The following is a 19620-nucleotide window of genomic DNA, read 5'->3' as shown; positions in this document are numbered from 1 at the left end:
GCGTCGCAGGGCGCGCGGTACGGCAATTGCCGTACTCGTGTCGTTCTCGTGCATGCTCACCACCGAGACGGCGTCCGCCACCGGCGAGTCCCTTCCGGCGCTCTCGATGCCCCAGGTGTCCCTGTCCGGTCTCTGGAAGTGGCTGGACGAGTCACCCCTGCACACCCCCGAGCAGCAGGGCGGCACCGCCCGCGGCAGGAGTCACACCGCCACCGCCGACCAGACGCGCAGCCGACTCGGCGTGGGTCACCGGGCGGGCAAGGGCAAGGGTGAACTCGGCGCCTACCGCCGGGCTGACGACCGCCCCGGCACGACTGTCACCGGCACCGCCGCCGGCGGCGCCAAGAGCTTCGACGCGAAGACCAGCGAGCGGAACGCGAAGAAGTCCACCGCCACCTCCGACTTCTACGTCAACAAGGACGGGTCGACCACGGTCCGGCACTACGCGAGCCGGACCAACTTCAAGGCCGACGACGGCACCTGGAAGCCGATCGACACCGAACTGACCCGCAACGCGGCGGACGGCAGGCTCCGGCAGAGCGCCAACTCGCTCGACGTCGAGTTCGCGCCCGACGCCACCGACCAGCAACTGGCCTCCGTCGACTTCGGGTCGGGTCGCAGCATCGCGTACGCACTGCGCGGCGCGAGGAAGGCCACCCCCACGGTCGACGCCGACAACACGGCGACGTACAGCGATGTCCTGCCGGACACCGACCTGCTGCTCTCCCCGCTCGCCGACGGCCTCAAGGAGCGGCTGGTCCTGCGGTCGGCCGACGCGCCCAACTCCTGGCTGTTCCCCCTCGACCTCAAGGGCCTCACCCCGAGCGTCGCCGACAACGGCGACGTCCGCTTCACCGACGGGGACGGGGAGGTGACGGCCACCATCCCCCACGCCTTCATGGAGGACTCCAGGACCGACCCCCGCTCCGGGGACGCAGCGATGTCCCGGTCCCTGACCTACGAACTGACCACCGCCGACGGCAGGCCCGCCCTGAGGCTGACCGCCGACCGCGACTGGCTGGACGACCCCGCCCGGGCCTACCCGGTCACCGTCGACCCGACCATCGCCGCCGGCAACTCGACGTACGCGCAGAACACCATCGGCGGTGACCACTCCACCGAGAATCAGATCAAGGTCGGCAGCTACGACTCCGGCACCAACAAGGCGAACTCGTTCCTCCAGTTCTCCTCGCTGGGCACCACGCTCAAGGGCCAGCGGGTCTCAGCCGCCACCCTGAACGTGTACGCGATCTGGTCCGCGACCTGCACCGCCGAGCCGTTCTCGGTGAGCCCGGTGACCAAGTCCTGGACCCCGTCCGGTGTCACCTCGTACCCCGGCCCGGCGTACGGCGCCGCGATCGGCACCGCCACCGTCGCCCCAGGAGCCTCCTGCAGCAACAACGCGGGCGGTACCAACGATCTGAACGTCGGCGTGAAGATGCCGGTGAAGCTGTCCACCGGATGGTTCGACGGCGTCGCCACCGGCAGTGCCAACTACGGCCTGGCCCTGACCGCACCGACCGGTGACGGGCTGCACTGGAAGAAGTTCCACTCCGACAACAGCACCAAGGCGGCCTTCAGGCCCGCGCTGGATCTGACGTACACGCCCAACAAGGCGCCGCAGATCAACGCCCAGTACCCGCCGGAGAACCACCAGTCGAACACCCTCCAGCCGGAACTGCTCGTCTACGCGAGCGACGCCGACAAGTGGCCGATGCCGGCGCTCACGTACGCCTTCGAGGTGTACGACGCGGACACCGACAGCGCCACGCCCGTCGCCACCTCCGGCGTCATCACCAAGAGCAGCTGGAAGATACCCGCCGGCAAGCTCAAGTGGAGCAAGAACTACGCCTGGTACGTCAGCGTCACCGACGGATACGACTCGGTGATGTACTCGGCGAGCCGCTTCGCCACCGCCGTACCGCAGCCGCCGGTCACCTCGGGCCTCGCCCAGAACACCGACGGCCACGAGTTCGACCCGAGCGATGCCAACTACACCACCGAGGACACCGACGCCGAGGTCGAGGTCGTCGGCCCCTCGCTGTCCGTGGAGCGCTCGTACAACAGCCGTGACCCGCGCACGGACGGGGCCTTCGGCGCCGGCTGGGCGACGGTCACCGACATGACGGCCGCCGAGGTGAAGGACGGCTCCGGCACGATCACCAGCGTCGTGGTCACCTACCCGGGCGGCGAGCAGGTCGCCTTCGGCCGCAACGGCGACGGCACGTTCGTGCCGCCGATGGGCCGGTACGCACGGCTGGCACCGGCCGCGTCGGGCGGCGGTTACACGCTGACCGACAAGGACTTCACCGCCTACAGCTTCCAGCAGGCGGTGACGGGACGGGCCGGCACGTTCGCGATTTCCTCGATCAAGGACTACGCGAACCGTGCGGAGACCTTCACCTACACCGGCGGCAAGCTCAGCAAGGTCACCAACACCACCTCCAACCGGTCGCTGGCCTTCGCCTGGCAGACACCGGCCGGGGCCACCGCGCCGCACGTGGCCACGGTGACCACCGACGCCGCCAAGGCGGGCGATGCGAGCACCGCCCAGGTCTGGAGTTACGGCTACACCGGTGACCAGCTCACCAAGGTCTGTCCGCCCGCCGACGCCACCAAGTGCACGGTCTACGGCTATGCGACGGGCAACCACTACCGCACCACCGTCATGGACGCTGACCCGTTCGCGTACTGGCGGCTCGGGGAGACCAGCGGTTCGGTCGCCACCGACACGATCGACCTCAACCAGGGCAAGTTCAACGGCCTCTACCGCAACGTGAGCCTCGGCGGTACGGGCCCGTTGACTGGCTCCACGCAGAAGGCCGCCACCTTCAACGGCACCACGTCGTACGTCGAGATACCCAGCGCCCCCGGCGCGACGCCCTCGTACACGACGGTTTCGCTCTGGTTCAAGACCACGAAGGCGGGCGGTGTCCTCTTCTACTACGGGGACAAGCCGCTCAGCGACGCCGACCCGGTCGCGAACACGAAGAAGAACACCCCTGCCGTGTACGTCGGCACGGACGGCAAGCTCCGCGGCTGCCTCGCCATGTCACCGGGGTGCATGACCACGACGGCCTCCACGGCCACCGTCACCGACGGCAAGTGGCACAACGTCGCCCTCACCGGCGCGGCCACCACCCAGACGCTCTACCTCGACGGTGCCAAGCAGGGCAGTCTCGCCGGCACCATCAACGACTGGGAGCAGCCCTACATCTCCTTCGGCGCCGGGGTGAACACCGACGGCTGGCCCGCCATGAACGCCTCCGACAAACTGGGGCACTACACCGGGCAGCTCGCCGAGGTCGCCGTCTACACCGAAGCGCTCGACCCGTCGGTCATCACCGCGCAGTACCAGGCGGCCAACCGGTCCGCAGGTCTGCTCAACAAGATCACCACGCCGAACGGCAAGACGCAGTCCGCCGTCACCTACGGCACCACGGACGACCTGGTCCTCCAGGCCACGGACGGCGACGGCGGCACCTGGAAGCTGAACCCGGCCACGGTCACCGGTTCGTCCCAGGTCTACCGCTCAGCGGTGATGGGCTCGGCCCCGGCCGGATACTGGCGCCTGGACGACACCCAGGGCGCCGCGCAGGCCGCCAACGAACTGCACTCCGGCTTCGGTACGTACAACAGCGTCACCCAGGGCGTGGCGGGGCCGTTCGGCGCCGGTGACGTCACGGCGGCGCAGTTCAACGGCACCACCTCGTACGCGGAGGTCCCGTACGCGTCCTGGCACGGGAAGGGCGACCGTTCCGTCGAGCTGTGGTTCAAGACCGCCAAGCCCGGTGTGCTGGTCGCCGACCAGGCAAAGGCCGTGAACGACGCGGCCGGTGCGAGTGGTCCCATCAACCCCGTCCTGTACGTCGGTGCCGACGGAAAGCTCCGCGGGCACTGGTACAGCGTGTCCGGTTCGGCCGCCACGGACTTCGGGTCCAAGGCCAAGGTCGACAACAACGCCTGGCACCACGCGGTGCTCTCCGCGACCGGCACCAAGCAGACCCTGTACGTGGACGGCGTCAAGCAGGCCGACTTCACCGGGGCGCCCAACGACCAGACGAACACCCGGACCTTCATCGGTGCGGGCTTCGCCAAGGGCTGGAACAACGCCCCCGCCGACGTCAGCTACTTCACCGGCTCCATCGCCGAGGTCGCCGCGCACGCGGGCGGGCTCACCGAGGAGCAGGTCGAGCAGCACTGGTCCGCGTACAAGGCCTCCGCGGGCGTCGCCCCGGTGCGGACGGTGAAGCTCACCGATCCCACGGAGAAGACGCTGACGTACGTGTACGACGCGGAGATGGGCAACCGGCTGCTCACCGCGATCGACACCAACGGCAAGCGGACCACGTACGGCTACGACACGGCGGGCTTCCTGCACACCGTGACCGACGCCAACGGCAACCGGTCGGTCACCGGCCATGACATCCGCGGCAACACGGTCTCCCAGACCATGTGCCAGGACACCGCGGCCGGCAAGTGCGCCACCGACTACTACACGTACTACCCGGACTCGACCAGCGCGTTCCCGCCGATGGACCCGCGCAACGACCTGGTGCTCACCGAGCGCGACGGCCGTTCCTCGGGGCCGGCGGACAACACCTACCTGACCAGCTACGTCTACGACGCGGCGGGCAACCTCACCGCGGTGACGACGCCGCCGGTGCCGGGCCATCCGGGCGGTCGGACCGCCACCACCACGTACACGACCGCCGCCACCCCGGCGGCCGGGGGCGGCACCGCGAAAGCGCCCGCGGGGCTGGTCGCCGAAGTGGTCACTCCCGGCGGCAGGAGGACCGCGTACTCCTACTTCGCCAGCGGTGATCTCGCCGAGGTGACCGACGCCAACGGTGCCAAGGAGACGAGCACCTACGACAGCCTCGGCCGTCAGCTGACCAGGACGGAGGTGTCCGACGCCCAGCCGGGCGGTCTCACCACGACGCTGACGTACGACAAGGACGACCAGGTCGTCACCGAGACCGACCCGCCGGTCACCAACCGGGTCACCGGCGCAGTCCACACCGGGCGGACGACCACGGTGTACGACGCCGACGGCAACGTCTCCTCGCAGACGGTCGCCGACCTGACCGGAGGTGACGCGTCCCGCGCCACCTCGATCACGTACGACGCGTACAACCGCATGGCGTCGAGGACCGATCCGGGCGGCGACACCACGTCGTTCGAGTACGACGTGTACGGCAACAAGGTCAAGGAGACCGACCCGGCCGGCAACGTCAACACGTACACCTTCGACGGCGAGGGCAGGCCCCTCACCACCAACCTGCTGAACTACACGGGCGACCCGGCGAACCCCTCGCCGGCCACGACCCTCGTGCAGGAGTCCCGGGCCTACGACCCGGCTGGCAGGCTCGCGTCGATCGCCGACGCGATGGGGCACGTTACCGCGTACACGTACACCGACGACGGGCTCGCCGCCTCGGTGACGCGCAAGGACCCGGCCAACGGCCTCTCCTTCACCGAGGAGGCCAACACCTACGACGCGGCCGGCAACCTGATCAAGCAGGTCACCAACGATGGCCAGACCGTCTCCACGTTCACCGTGGACGCGTCCGACCGCACCACGTCGTCGGTCCTGGACCCGGGCGGGCTCGCCCGGACCACGAAGGTGAGCTACGACCCGGACGACAACGTCGTGTCGGAGAGCGACCTCGACCCGGCCAACGGCCGTACCAGCACCGAGGACACCCTCTACGACAAACTGGGCAACGTCACCGGATCCACCCTCCACGACGGCACCACCGCACCGGTGGCCCGCTGGAAACTGGCCGAGACCAGTGGCGCTTCGGCCGCTGACTCGTCCGGCGGGAACCGGACCGTCACCTTCGGCAGCGGAGTCACCCACTCCACCGAGCACGGTGGCGCCGCCGTCTTCGACGGCACGGCGAACGCCTACGGCCAGACGCAGGGCGCGGTGGTCAACACGGGCGGCTCCTTCACCGTCTCCACGTGGGTCAAGCTGAACTCCACCGCGGCCAACAACACCTTCCTGGCCCAGGCCGGGAAATCCGCCAGCGGTTTCCAGCTGTACTACTCCACGGCGTACGGCTGGACGTTCAACCGGCACAGCGCGGACATGTCGGGACCGGTCATCGTACGGGCCAGCTCCGGCACCGCCGCGGTGACCACGGGTACCTGGACCCATCTGACCGGTGTGTACGACCAGGAAGCGGCTCAGATCCGCTTGTACGTCAACGGCGTCCAGGCCGGCACCTCGACGGCGTTCGCCACCCCCTGGGATGCCACGGGCCCGCTCCAGATCGGCCGCAGGGTCGCCGACAAGGAGAACACCAACGGCGCGCTCAGCGACATTCAGGTCTACGGTGAGGCGCTGACCGCGTCCCAGGTGACCGCGCTCAAGGGCGGCACCCTGCCGGCGGCGGGCAGTTCCGTCCGCACCAGCAGCTGGAAGCTGGACCAGCGCGGCCTGCCGCTGGCGATGACCGACGAGAACGGTGTCACGACCGACTACGGCTACGACGAGGCCGGTCAGCAGACCAGCGTCACCGAGCCCGCCGTCAGCAGTGAGACCGGGGGCGGCACCCCGGTGAGCGTGCGGCCGGTCTCGATGACCGGCTACAACACGTTCGGCGAGGACACCGAGTCCTCCGACCCGCTCGGCAACGTGGTGACGACGGCGTACGACGCCGAGGGCCAGGAGTCCTCGACGACGATGCCGAACTACACCCCGCCGGGCGCCTCGGCCCCGATCACGGCGGCGACCTGGAACGAGTACAACAAGCTCGGTCAGGTCACCGCAGAGGTCGACCCGCTGGGCAAGCGCACCGAGTACACCTACACCCAGCTCGGCGACCTGGCCTCGGTCCGGGAACCCGGTGGGGCGACGACGCGCTACACGTACACCGCCAACGGCGACCAGCTGTCGGCCGTACGGCCCGGCGGCGCCCGCCAGGAGACCACCTGGGACTACCTGGGACGCCCGGTCACGGACACCGACATCGTGCGCCAGCCGACCGAGCGGGCGTACACCTCCATCAACGAGTACAAGGCCCCGGGAGGTGAACTCTCCCGGACGGTCAGCCCGACCGGGGTGAGCGAGTCCTACAAGTACAACGTCCTCGGCGAGACGACCGAGGTGACCGACTCCGCGGGCGCCACCAGCCGCTTCACGTACGACATGGACGGCCGCCCGCTCACGTCGGTGGACGCCGACGGCACCAGTACCGCCAACACCTACGACGGCTACGGCCAGCTGACCGCCACGAAGGACCTGGACGCGACGGGCAAGGTGCTGCGCACCAGCAGCTCCACCTACGACCGTGCGGGCAACCCGACGTCGGTGACCGACTACCGGGGCCACACCGTCACGCTCACCAGTGACGCGACGGGCCTGATCACCAAGGCGGTCCAGCCGGTCTCGGCGACCGAGTCGATCACCACGACCTTCGGCTACGACGCGGCGGGCAACCGCACGCGCTTCACCGACGGGCGCGGCAACGCCTTCCTCACCACGTACAACGCGTGGGGCATGGCGGAGAAGGAGATCGAACCGTCCACCCCGGCCCATCCGGACCTCGTGGACCGCACGTTCACGATGGTCTACGACGCCGCGGGCCGTCCCAGCGAGCAGCGCTCCCCGGGCGGGACCGTCGTCAGCAACGAGTACGACGACCGGAGCCGGCTGGTCCGCCAGCACGGCACGGGAGCGGAGGCGGAGACCACCGACCACACCTACACCTATGACCAGGACGACCAGGTCACCTCGGTGACGGGTGCGGGCGAGGAGAAGGACACCTTCTCCTACGACGACCGCGGTCTGCTCCTCTCCGCCAACGGCCCGTCCGGGACCTCGTCCTTCGCCTACGACGGCAACGGGGCGATGACCTCGCGCAAGGACGCGTCGGGCACATCGACCTTCGGGTACGACACGGCGGGCCGGCTGAAGACGGCCGTGGACGGGGCGTCCGGCACGTCGATGACGTACGGGTACGACATCGAGTCCAACGTGACGTCGATCGACTACGGCCAGGGGAAGGGGAAACGGGCCTTCTCCTACGACTCCCTGGGGCAGCTGACCACCGACAGGCTGACTTCGCCGACCGGCAAGTCGCTGGCGTCGTTCTCCTACGGCTACGACCTGAACGGCAACGAGACGTCGAAGGCGACGGCCGGTGTCGCCGGGGCGGGCACGAACACGTACACCTACGACTGGGCGAACCGCCTGTCGTCCTGGAACAACGGGAGTGCGACCGAGCAGTACGGCTATGACGCGTCCGGCAACCGGACCCGTGTGGGCGGTGACACCTACACCTACGACGCCCGTAACCGCCTCACCTCGGACGGGCAGAGCACGTACAGGTACACCGCGCGCGGCACGATGAGTTCGGTCACCGACGAGGCCGGGGTGCAGACGTCGGTGAAGGCGGACGCCTTCAACCGGGTGATCAGCGAGGGTGATCGGACGTACTCGTACGACGGTCTGGACCGGACGCTCAAGGCGACGGATGCCCAGGGCGGTTCGGTGTACGACTTCGCGTACAGCGGGGCCGGGAACGACGTGGCGTCCGACGGCGGTACGGCCTACAGCCGCAACGTCGACGGTTCGCTGCTCGGCATCAAGTCGGCGATCGGCTCGGTGCTCGCGCTGACCGACATCCACGACGACGTGGTGGGTCAGTTCACCGCGGGCGGCGAGGCGTTGTCCGGGTCGACGACGTACTCCCCGTTCGGGAAGGTCGAGCAGTCCGAGGGCATGGTGGGCCGTCTCGGCTACCAGTCGGGGTGGACGGATCCGGAGACCGCCAAGGTCAATATGGCGGCGCGCTGGTACTCGCCGGAGACCGGCCAGTTCAACAGCCGCGACACGGTGGGCATGAACCCGCTGCCGACATCGGTGTCCGCGAACCGTTACGCGTACGCGGACCAGAACCCGATGACGGCGACGGACCCGACGGGTCACTGGCCGAGCTTCGTCGACAAGGCCATCAAGAAGGTCAAGAAGAAGGTCAAGAAGGTCGTCAAGACGGCCTGGAAGAAGACCAAGACGGCCGTCAAGAAGGTCGCGAAGAAGGTCAAGGCCGCCGCGAAGAAGGTGAAGAAGGCGGTCAAGAAGGTCGTCAAGAAGGCGACGCATGTGGTGCGCAAGGCCGTGCACTATGTGGCGGACAGTGTCAAAAAGGTCAAGAGATACGTCAAACGCACGTACAAGCGTGTGAAGAAATACGTCCACAAGGTCGTCAAGCAGGTCAAGAAGACGGTCCACAAGGTGGCCAAGGCCGCCGTGCATGTGGCGAAGAAGGTGGTGAAGGCTGCCAAGAAGGTCGGCAAGGCCGTCAAGAAGGCGGCGAAGGCGACAGCCAACTTCGTGAAGCAACACGCGTCGACGATCGCGGCGGTGGCCACCGGTCTGGCGGTCTTCGCGGGTTGCACGGCGGCGACGTGGGGTGTCGGAGCGGTCGGTTGCGGCATCCTCGCGGGTGCCGCCGCCAACGCGGTCGGCTACGCCTTGAGCGACGGTCCCAAGTCCCTGGCCGGTTTCGCGACCGCGGTCGGCGTGGGAGCCGTGACCGGCGCCCTCGGCGGCGCGGCCGGTGCCCAGGTGTCGGGTGCGGTGGGCCGTCTGCTCGCCAATGTCGGCGGCAAGGCGCTGAACGGTGCGGCGATGGGCGCTGCGGGCGGCGCGGCGGAAGGCGCGGTCGGTTACGGCGTCTCCTGCGTGACCAGCGAGGAAGGCTGCAGCGTCTCCGGCGCGGCGAAGGCCTCGGCGGTGGGCGCGGTGACCGGTGGGGTGTTCGGCGCGGCGGCGAGCAGGTTCGGCCGCAAGGGCTGCACCCCGCACAGCTTCACCGGTGCGACTCCGGTGCTGCTGGCGAACGCCACGACCAAGCCGATCTCCGAGATCAAGGTCGGGGACTACGTCCTGACGGCCGAACCCGGCAAGAAGAAGCAGGAGAAGCACAAGGTCAAGGCGGTCATCGTCACTAAGACGGACCGCGAGTTCGTGGACGTGGTCGTGTCCACGAAGTCCGGCCCGAAGGCGATCCAGACCACCAAGCACCACCAGTTCTACGAGTCCACCAAGGACGCCTGGACCCAGGCGGCCGACCTCAAGGCCGGCCAGAAACTCCAGAACGACACCGGCGGGCCCACGGTGGTGATCGACACCAAGGCCTACACCGCCAGCCGCACGACGTACGACCTCAGCATCGACGGCCTCCACACGTACTACGTGGTGGCGGGGTCAATCCCTGTCCTGGTTCACAACAACAACGCGGGCGCACCACAAGCCTGTCAGCTTCCGCTGTTCGTGCTGCGAGACGGAGAAGTCGCTTCGCCGAGCAAGATGGCTGCGAGTCGTGGCGGACCGACGGCGAAGAAGAACGTCCCCAGTTCGATTCGAGATGCGATGGTTGCCAAAGCGCAGGCAGAGGGTGACGGTACTCTGCAGTGCTGGCGTTGCGGAATGACAACCACCAACCCGGACAACGTCCAGATAGGCCATGTCAACGTGCCCAGGAGTAAGGGCGGCAACCTGGAGCCGGAGAACCTGTGTATAGAGGGCGCAGCGTGCAATAGCAGCGCCCAGAACCGAGGTGCTCCCTCCAAGGGGAAGTCATGTGCTGAGAGAGGAGGCTGTGGTGCCGGCTTCAGAAGATGGGACTAACCGCAGTAGCTTCGCTGGGATTCCACTCAAGGTGGAGTCCCAGCACGGGGCCACTGCCGATGAAGTGGTGGCTGTCACCCCAGTGAGCGATGGTCACTACCTTGTCTGTCTGTCACCTGGATTCTTCAGGGGCATCGCAGCTGGTGATGTGATCGCGTACGACGAGCGCAGCAAAAGCGCGAAGGTAGTCGAGCGGGGTGGGAACGTCGCCGTCCAAGTGTTTCACGCGGGAATTCCTGGCGATGTCATCGAATTTCTTAAGGAGAAAGCGACGGAGATCGGAGGACGGGTCGATGGTGAGCTCGATTCGCTCGTGGTTCTGACGTTTCCGGTCAAGGTCGGCTTTCCAGCGATCGAGTCACTCCTGGCCGCGCTTCCCGAGGCTGGGGTGGAGTGGGAGTATGGAAACGTGTTTGACGAGCGGGGAGAGCCTCTTGCCTGGTGGGAGGACACAACCTGACGCATGAGGCGTCGGAGGAGACGGTGATTTCAGGGCTGCTCCTTTAGCTCTGATACCGGCTTTCCAGGGACGTGGCCGCTGCGTCGGCCACGTCCGCCCTTGGGCCTGCCACACAGGACTCCAGGAACGTGTGGACTCGTTCACCGGGCCATTCTGTGGCCGCTACTGCGGCCCAGAAGCGTAGTCCGTCATAGGGATCCAGCGGATCGAGGAAGTCCAGGACGCGGTCGACGGTCCCGGCGTCCAGGACCGCGCGCAGTGCAGCGACGGCGCGCAGGGCACCGTCGACAAGCGATGGATCTCCACGATCCAGACACCATTCCAGTGGGGCTGCGAAACCTTCTTGAGGGCTTCGCAGCCTCACGATTGAGTCACCCAGGGCCAGGTGCAGTGCGGTGTCGTCCGTGGGTTGCTTGGCCAGTTCAGCCAGGAACCCGACGGCGGGCCGGTAACCGCATGCCCCAAGAGCCATGATCATTTCATACTGGGTTTCCCAGGTGCGGCGGTCGCCGATTTCGCCTTGGAGCGAGTGGAGCAGCGCAGGGCCCGCCGTTTCGTCCGCCAGTTTACGTAGTCGCTTCGCGGCCGAACGACGTTTCGCCGATGCTCTGTCGCTCAGCTGAATGATCGCGTTTTCCAAGGTCAGTGCCATCGTCCGTCCTCCTGAGGGCCCTCGCCAGTGCGTCAAACGCTAGACGATGTGGAAAACAGCGACCAACTGGCTGCCCTCTGCCGGCCCCCGCCCGGACCCATCCGTTCAGCACTCCCTGCACGGTGCCGCGGTGAGTGCCGCGCGTCGCGTCTGCCGCCTGGCCCTCGGCAGGGCCGCGCGATGATCTCCCGGTAGGTGTCGTGGGACAGGTGCCGGCCGCGGTGCCGTAGCACTCAGTTCTACGGTTCGGCGAAGTCCTCACAGTCATGAGCACGCCACGCACGTGGGGCCGATCTGCAAAGCCGTCAAGGCAGGCGAAACGGTGCAGTACTCGACAACACCTGTCTGCGCACCCGGCGGAAATCCGATTCCCATCGCGCCGAAGTTCTCGGCTCACGGGAACAGGGGGTTCGAGCTCAGCGGGTGGTTCGAAAATCCGGCCTCGGGGGTGCGAACCGGCCGGTGACGAACTGCCGTAACTACGCATGAATCCGGGGGACCACAGGCAGTAGCCTCTGGTCCCCCGGTCGTTCAAGGAGACGTATGTCCCGCACCACCCCCTCACGTCCGATCGACATCGAGAGGGTCTTCCCGGACCTCGCCGTTTATCGCCGCACTGCGACGCGACTGCACCCACGCCCGGGAGCGCCAGAGGCCGGAGACAGCTCAGTGGGCGGGCTGCTCCTCTGGCCGGCGGATGAGCTGTGGCCTGTCTGTAGGGAGCGGCACCGGCGGGGGTACGGGGAGCGGACGGCGGACGTGCGGCTGCGCCGTCGCATCCTCGCCGAGGCGTGGAGCCGGGTTCCCGCTCCGGGGCAGCGTCCTGGCCCCACGGACGAGGAGGGCGACCTGCTCCGATCACTCAAGCGTGGGCGCCATGCCCCCTCGCTCGGAGACACGGACCCGACTCCCCTCCTTGCGGTGGCCCAGTTGTTCCGGCGGGACGTACTCGACCTCGGCGGGCCGACCGATCACGATCTGCTTCAGATCCTGTGGTGCCCGTTCGATGGGCATCACGGCCGCCATGAGCCCGCTGTCACTCTGGTCTGGCGCCGGTCTTCCGAGGCCGGTGGCGTCCTGGCCGTTCAGCCGGAACCCGAAGTGGTCGGCTCCGAGGGATACGTGCCCGCGTCGTGCACGCTCGACCCCGAGCAGGTCGTCGAGCATCCGGACATCGAGGTGCTCCCGGACGGCCTGCGGGAGCGCATCGACGCGTGGGAGGGCGACGAGGAAGACCTGGACGAGGACTCGGTCCTCTACCGGTCGGATCTGTCGGTCGCGCCGGGCTGGAAGGCCGGAGGGTTCGCATCCTGGCACGGGACGGGCCGCGCCGACGTGCTCTGCTCGTGCGGGGCTCGGACGGACCTTCTGGTGACGGTGGCGAGCAAGGAGTGGGACGGCGGCAGCCGCAGCTGGATTCCGTCGGAGGACCGGGCGGCGTCGCAGGATATGGACGCCAACACGCCCACCCAAGTCACCGTGGGCCGCTGGGGCTCCATGAACGTCTTCCTCTGCCAGGCGGACTTCACACACCCGCCGCAGCTCAGCCTCCAGGGCTGAGATCCGCCGCACGTGTCGAAGCGGCTGCCTGGTCTGTGTGAGGCAGCGAGCGGTCGGTGTGGGAGCCGTGACCGGCGCCCTCGGCGGCGCGGTCGGCGGCGCGGCGTCGGGTGCGGTGGGCCGTCTGCTCGCCGGTGTCGGCGGCAAGGCGCTGAACGGTGCGGCGATGGGCGCTGCGGAAGGCGCGGTCGGTTACGGCGTCTCCTGCGTGACCAGTGAGGAAGGGTGCAGCGCCAGCGGCGCGGCGAAGGCCACGGCGGTGGGCGCGGCAACGGGTGGTGTGTTCGGCGCGGCGGCCAGCAAGTTCGGCCGCAAGTCGACGGCGAAGCAGGAGCCGGACGGCCAGCCGTCCTCTCCGGGTGGCAGCTGCCGCGTTCGCGTTCCTCACAGCTTCACCGGCCTGACCGGGGTGCTGCTGGCGAACGGCACGACCAAGCCGATCTCCGAGGTGAAGGTCGGGGACTACGTCCTGACGGCCGAACCGGGCAAGAAGAAGCAGGAGAAGCACAAGGTCAAGGAGGTCTTCGTCACCAAGACGGACCGTGGCTACGTCGATGTCGTCGTTGACACGAAGTCCGGCCGAAAGACGATCCAGACCACCAAGCACCACCAGTTCTACGAAGCCACCAAGAACGCCTGGACCCAGGCCGCCAACCTCAAGGCCGGCCAGAAGCTCCAGAACGACACCGGCGGCCCCACGGTGGTGATCGACACCAAGGCCTACACTGCAACCCTCGCGACGTACGACCTCAGCATCGAGGGCTTGCACACGTACTATGTGCTGGCGGGGGCAACTCCGATCCTCGTTCACAATTGCGGTGGAGCCGTTCAGGGCCACCCGACGACATGCGATTGCGCCAATGGCGGGATACCCAAGGTGCGCAACGGCAAGCTCGCCGGAGACGTCCATCCGAAGACGAATGTTCCATTCGACGCCAATGGATTCCCGGATTTCTCTGGGTGGCGACACCCGCAGGTGCCGGATGTTCGAATTCAGCTCACCGGCAGCAGATCGAAGGACTTCAGGCTAGCCAATCAGGCCGCAGGGTTGCCTTCCACTCCGCAGGGCTACACGTGGCATCATCATCAGGACCCTGGGCTTATGCAGCTCATCCAGAGGCAGGCACATGCCGACACCGGGCATACCGGAGGATTCTGATGGCAGAACTATTCGAAGATAGCGACTACTACACGGGGCCTGCGCTCGATGACGACATGATTCGTCGAGCGGAGGAGAATCTCGGCGTCCGCCTGCCCCGCAGCTACGTCGACGTACTGCTCCTACGGAACGGCGGAACCCCGCGAAATCTCTGCTATCCCACACTGTTTCCGACATCCTGGGCTGACGATCATTTCGAGATCAGTGGGATTCGGGGAATCGGGGGGACGTGGGGTATCGACTCATCATCCGGCAGGGGAAGCTCCTACTTGATCTCCGAGTGGAAGTATCCAGATATCGGTGTAGTGATTTGCGATACGCCTTCCGCAGGCCACGACACCGTAATGCTCGACTATTCCGAGTGTGGTCCCGAGGGTGAACCTGCCGTCGCATACATCGATGAAGACCGAATCCCTCGGCGAGTAGCTCAGTCGTTTGGCGAGTTCCTCGCGCGGCTTGTTCCTTGCGGTTCGATTAATTAGGTCCGGCATGATCTAGTCGCAGGGACCTGGTAGGCAGATTCATTCAGCCGCGCATTTAAGGGCCCCCTCCGCAATTCTGTTGCGGAGGGGGCCCTTGGTGTTTTGACGGCAACGCTGACGGCAACGTCAGCGGACGGCGGCTGTGGCGGGTGGGTTATCGGGGCCGTCGGAGCTCAGGTTGAGGACGCTGCCCAGGGTGTCGATGGCTTGGCGTTGGAGGCGGAGTCGGACGTGGGCGTAGACGCCGGCGGTGACGCCGATGTGGGCGTGCCCGAGAAGCTCCTTGATGACGACGAGGTCGATGCCCTGCTCCAGGAGCAACGTCGCCGTGGAGTGCCGTAGGTCGTGGAAGCGGATGCGGCGCAGCCCGGCGCGGCTGAGGAATGCCGCGAAGCGGCGGGTCATGTTGGCTGGGTCCAAGGGGCCACCTGTCGGAGTGGTGAAGACGAGACCGCTCTCCCTCCAAGCCACCCCGGCCGTGTTGCGCTCTCCTTCCTGTCGTTCCTGGTGGCCACGCAGCGAGTGGACGCACTCGGTCGGCAGGGCGATGCGGCGTTCGGATGCTCGGGTCTTGGTGGGAAGGACGGTCAGACCGCCGGTTCGGGTCCGTTGGAGTGAGCGGCGGATGCTGGCGGTGCCTGAGCCAAGGTCGAGGTCTTCCCAGTGGAGGCCGAGGAGTTCGCCCTTGCGGAGTCCGGTGTGGAGGGCGAGTTCGAACAGGGCGTGCAGCCGGTGGCCGCGCACGGTGGTGAGGAACTGGCGGGCTTCGTCGGCGGTGAGGGGTTCGAAGCGCCGGGGCCGTGGGGTGCCGGTGCGGACGTTGCGGGCGACGTTGCGCGGGATCTCCTCCTCGCGGACGGCGTGCTCCAGGGCGGACTTGAGTACAGAGTGGACGTAGGTGAGCGTCAGCGGAGAGAGCAGCTTGGAGCAGCACTGGCCGATAGCGCAGCAGCAGGGCTGGTCGCGCCGGGCGTCGATGCCGCGTGTGCAGCACTGGCAGGTGGTGCGGAGTTGGTTGAGCCAGGTGCGGACGTCCTTGGCGGTGAGCTTGGTGAGCTTCTTCCTGCCCAGGCCGGGTATGAGGTAGCGGTCGACGCAGGCGGTGTAGCGGGTGTGGGTTGTCTCGCGAAGATGGTGGACGGCGACGCTCTCCAGCCAATACGCCAGGTATGCCGCGAGGCTGCCTTGGGCGGTGACGACGGGGACGCCGCGGTTGCTGGCGGCGATCTTCTCGGTCAGCTTGGCCAGCGCCTCCGTGCGCGAGTTGCCGTAGACGCGGATGCGCTTGCGGGTGTTGCCGGGGGCGAGGACGTATCCGGCGGCTTCCCAGCGGCGGTCTTTTCGCTGGTAGACGGTTCCGTCGCCGTTGGCGCGGGTGCGGCGGGAGGCGGCGGTGTCGCGGGGTGTGATCATCAGGCGGCGGCTTCCTGGTCGAGGCGGGTACGGATGAAGTCGGTGAGGGCGTGGGCGGGGATCCGGCGGGCTCGGCCGAGGGTGAGGGAGGTGAGCTGACGAGAGCGGATGAGGTCGTAGACGGCGGTGCGGCCGAGTTGGAGGCGTTCCATGACCTGGGGGACGGTGAGGAGTTCCGTGCCGGCGGTCACGTAACGGCCCCCGTCCAGAAGGCACCGGTCGGCCGATCAGTGGAGTAACCGGCGCGGCCACCAAGACCGTCCGAGCCTCGGGTTTGGGTCAGTTGCTTGGGCCGGGCCTCCCGTTTCGCGGCCAGGAGGTCGGCGAGATGTTCGAGTTCGGGCAGGAGGCCGGTTCCGGCGTACTGCCAGTGGGAGATGACCAGCGTGGTGTCCGTGTCCACGTGCTGACCGGCGATGTTGCGGTGACCGGCTGCCAGGTCGGTGGAGTGTTCGGCGCGGTCATCGACCGGACTGCTGTCCGTCTGGTTGGTCTGCGGCTCAGCCGGCACGGGGGCTGGGGTCTGGGCGTCGGGCCGACCAAGGCGCCAGGCGGTGCGTTCGGCTCGGAGGTGGGCGAGGGTGGTGGAGTAGTGGCGGGTGCGGGTGGAGAAGTGGCCTCGGAAGCCGAGCATGTGGGCCCATTGGCGTAGGCGGAGGTGGGTGTGCCGGCGTTTGGTGGCGAGGTGCCAGGCGGTGTGGATCATGCGGCGGGCGTGGTCGGTGATGTCGTGGCCGGTGAGTTCGGCGAGGAGGCGGAGGCGGTGGTCGAGGGTGCCGGTGGTGGTCTCGGCGCCCTTGGTGGCGTACTTGGCGATGTAGCCGGCGATGTGCCGGTCGGTGACCGGGCCGCCGCCGGTGAAGTCCGTACTGCGGATCGCCCGGACGTCGATCTGCTGCCCGAACCGGAACACCAACCGATCGCTGCGGACGGCCTCCCGGGCCCCGGGCGTGTTCGCGGCGGGCTGCTGAGGCTGGCCCTCGTGCACGACGCGGGTACGTGTGGCGGCGGCGCGGACGGCGTGGTCGAGGAGCTGGACGGTGGCCCAGGCGGGCGGGGTGCTCCCGGGGCCGGTGGGTCCGTCGAGGCGGATGACAGCGTGGAAGTGGACCTGGCCGCGTTTCTGGTATTCGGCGACCTTGGCGTAGGAGAGCGTGGCGTGGTCCCGCAAAACACGCTGCGTCAGCCCCGCCGCCTTCGCGATCTCCCGCCGCAGATGTGTGGTGAAGCGGGCCCACAGGGCCGGGGCATGCGCGTTCCACAGCACCGCGCCCGCGTAGTCGTACCGCTCGGGGTCGAGAGGCGTGCCCAGCAGCCGGTCGTCGTCAGAGTGGATGTGGCCGCAGTGGCAGGGGCCGGTGTCGGGCTGGTTGTGGACGGGGCCGAAGCCGGGTGCGGTGAGGGTGGCGAAGACGCGGGGGTGGGCGGCGACGCTGGTGGGGACGGTCTTGCCGCCGCGCAGGCCGGCGGTGATGAGTTGGTAGGTGTCGTAGCGGTAGACGGTGGAGCAGGCGGGGCATCGGGTGGCGCGGCGGTTGCCGCAGCGGACCAGCAGTTCGCCCGCCGGGAGTCGGCTGGAGTCGAAGTGGTCGAGGATCTCGCCGGTCGCGCTGTCGAGTCGGGTGCGGTGCCCGGTGAGGCGGATCGGGTGCGCGCAGCCACCGAGTCCGGCTATCTGGTGTGCGAGGGGTGCGAGTTGGCCGGCGACGGCTAGCTTCGTCAGCTTGGCGGTGAGCCTGGCGCGGCGCTCCAGCGGCGACCTCCCTGCTGCCGTCGAGATGGTGGCGTTCGCCGGGCAGGTCGGTGCCGTGAACCCCGACGGCAACGGAGGAATGGAGGCTGGAACGGTCGCGGGGTACGGGAGCGGAAGCTGTGCGGGCATGCGGAAGGGGCCTTTCGGCGAGTACGCGGAAGCGATACGGCGCGGGTGCGATGCGGGCAGGCCGACGTTGTCGGCTCACAGGGGAACGGGGTGCCTCGATGCTGGGCGCGAGGGCCGGACCAGCGGGGGCTGGTCGGCGGGGCACGGTGGTGATCACCGGCGGGTGCGTGACGTTAACATCGCCTCACAGGCGCATTCAAGTGCATCCCTCCTGATTCCTTTCTGGTGGGTGGTGGGACGCGGGTAGTGTGGGGCCGGTTTCCCGGTTTGGAACGGCCGGATTTCGCTGGTAAAGGGCACGGAGAAGTGGGGTGGCGGGGCGTGGTGGTGAGGCGGCGCGGGCGCAGGCCGGCGGGCAGCGGGGTGCCACTGACGTTCGAGGTCATCGCTGAGGCTGTGCGTGAGCGGATCCGCTCGGGTGGGCTGCGGCCGGGTGACGCGTTGCCGACACAAGCCGTGCTGATGCGCGAGTTCGGGGCGTCGAGCCTGACCGTGCAGAAGGCCATGACCCTGCTGAAACAAGAGGGGTGGGCGGTCTCCCGTCCTGGCAAGGGCGCCTTCGTCGCCCACCACGACCACCCCGACGGTGCCGATGACCTCGACGGCCCGGAGACGACCGCACCCGCCGTCGTGGCAACGGCCCGCGTCGAGGCGCTGGAACGGGCACTGGCCGACGCCGTCGAGCAGATCGCCGACCTTCGTGGCCGCATCGAAGCCCTGGAGACGCGCAGCGGCACGCGGGACCGCTGACCCACCGCGCCGGGCGGCCCGGGAGTCCCATGAGCGTGCGTTCAGATTTTCTCTACGAGGTTCAAGGCGGCCCCCGCCCGCCAAGGCTGGCCGCCGTTGCCGACAAGCCCCGCCGTCTGCTCCCGCGATCAGGCGCTACTGGAGGCACCGAGCCGACCGGGCAGCCGGGCTGCGCGAGCGGCAACCGGCCAGATCACCGGGATGACCGGAGCCGGGCTCCTGGCGGAGCAAGCTATCGCCTGCGACCGTCCTGCGGCCGGATCGCAGGCAAGGGCCGACCAGGGGGCCGACCCTCAATACCCCTCGCCGGGCTCACCGAGGGCGGCGGCCGACGTCGCCTCCGGCGGGGAGCGAGCTCCCGGCCGCCCGTGGCAGACCGACCCCTCCCGCCCCGGTCCCCGCGCAGCCAGACTGGGCAACGCATCAGCCCGGCCGTACGCTGCCTCTCCCGCTCAGGCCCGATCCCGCCGGAAGAAGCCGACCCTGCGCCGCCCTGGCCGGTTGCTGCTGGTTTGCGGCACCGCCGCCGCATCAGGATGAGGGGGGCCATAGGGGCGTGCAACGCCGGAGTGGCTGCGATCGCGGCAACGGCACTCGACCTGAACTACGAAGCCGCGCTC

General features: G+C 68.2%; 10 protein-coding genes. 6 read left to right on the top strand and 4 right to left on the bottom strand.

Going from position 1 to position 19620, the window contains the following annotated elements; all coding sequences use genetic code 11:
• Window positions 1-52: 52 nt before the first annotated feature.
• Both FHX80_RS10270 and FHX80_RS10265 read left to right on the top strand, forming a co-directional pair.
• Window positions 53-10642: a LamG-like jellyroll fold domain-containing protein gene (locus FHX80_RS10270; RefSeq protein ID WP_244318200.1), complete on the top strand. Its 10590-nt coding sequence runs from the start codon at window positions 53-55 to the stop codon at window positions 10640-10642.
• Window positions 10596-11102 carry a DUF4265 domain-containing protein gene (locus FHX80_RS10265; protein WP_167523390.1) on the top strand — a complete coding sequence of 169 codons (507 nt, stop codon included), beginning with the start codon at window positions 10596-10598 and terminating at the stop codon, window positions 11100-11102. Before FHX80_RS10270 ends, FHX80_RS10265 begins: the two co-directional genes overlap by 47 nt.
• A gap of 43 nt (window positions 11103-11145) precedes the next feature.
• Here the strand turns inward: FHX80_RS10265 and FHX80_RS10260 are convergent, their stop codons facing one another.
• Window positions 11146-11754, bottom strand: coding sequence for a HEAT repeat domain-containing protein (locus FHX80_RS10260; RefSeq protein WP_145763916.1), 609 nt, complete (start codon window positions 11752-11754; stop codon window positions 11146-11148).
• Between the two features lie 759 nt (window positions 11755-12513).
• Here FHX80_RS10260 and FHX80_RS10255 point away from each other — a divergent pair.
• From FHX80_RS10255 to FHX80_RS10245, 3 genes are all read left to right on the top strand, one after another.
• A complete protein-coding gene (locus FHX80_RS10255; protein ID WP_307797805.1) occupies window positions 12514-13314 on the top strand; it encodes a hypothetical protein in 801 nt (266 codons plus the stop codon).
• A gap of 67 nt (window positions 13315-13381) precedes the next feature.
• On the top strand, window positions 13382-14473 hold the full coding sequence (locus FHX80_RS35135; RefSeq protein ID WP_208764618.1) for an HNH endonuclease: 1092 nt from the start codon (window positions 13382-13384) through the stop codon (window positions 14471-14473).
• Window positions 14473-14955 carry an SMI1/KNR4 family protein gene (locus FHX80_RS10245; RefSeq protein WP_145763914.1) on the top strand — a complete coding sequence of 161 codons (483 nt, stop codon included), beginning with the start codon at window positions 14473-14475 and terminating at the stop codon, window positions 14953-14955. Before FHX80_RS35135 ends, FHX80_RS10245 begins: the two co-directional genes overlap by 1 nt.
• 126 nt (window positions 14956-15081) lie before the next feature.
• Here the strand turns inward: FHX80_RS10245 and FHX80_RS10240 are convergent, their stop codons facing one another.
• The 3 genes from FHX80_RS10240 to FHX80_RS10230 are packed head-to-tail and all read right to left on the bottom strand — an operon-like array spanning window position 15082 to window position 18250.
• Window positions 15082-16368, bottom strand: a complete 1287-nt coding sequence (locus FHX80_RS10240) for a tyrosine-type recombinase/integrase (protein ID WP_145763913.1) — start codon at window positions 16366-16368, stop codon at window positions 15082-15084.
• The gene (locus FHX80_RS10235) at window positions 16368-16559 is read right to left on the bottom strand and encodes a helix-turn-helix domain-containing protein (RefSeq protein WP_145763912.1); all 192 of its coding nucleotides are present in this window, start codon (window positions 16557-16559) and stop codon (window positions 16368-16370) included. The genes FHX80_RS10240 and FHX80_RS10235 overlap by 1 nt, the downstream gene beginning before the upstream one ends.
• Entirely contained in the window at window positions 16556-18250 is a 1695-nt protein-coding gene (locus FHX80_RS10230) for a replication initiator (protein ID WP_145763911.1), read from the bottom strand. Before FHX80_RS10230 ends, FHX80_RS10235 begins: the two co-directional genes overlap by 4 nt.
• A gap of 306 nt (window positions 18251-18556) precedes the next feature.
• On the opposite strand from FHX80_RS10230, the gene FHX80_RS10225 reads away from it, so the two are divergent.
• Window positions 18557-19000: a GntR family transcriptional regulator gene (locus FHX80_RS10225; protein WP_280118744.1), complete on the top strand. Its 444-nt coding sequence runs from the start codon at window positions 18557-18559 to the stop codon at window positions 18998-19000.
• Window positions 19001-19620: the final 620 nt, after the last annotated feature.

Origin of the sequence: Streptomyces brevispora (assembly GCF_007829885.1) — a bacterium.
GTDB lineage: Bacteria > Actinomycetota > Actinomycetes > Streptomycetales > Streptomycetaceae > Streptomyces > Streptomyces brevispora.
Note: the sequence above shows the minus strand (reverse complement) of the source record. Positions and strands in the feature narration are given on the sequence as shown.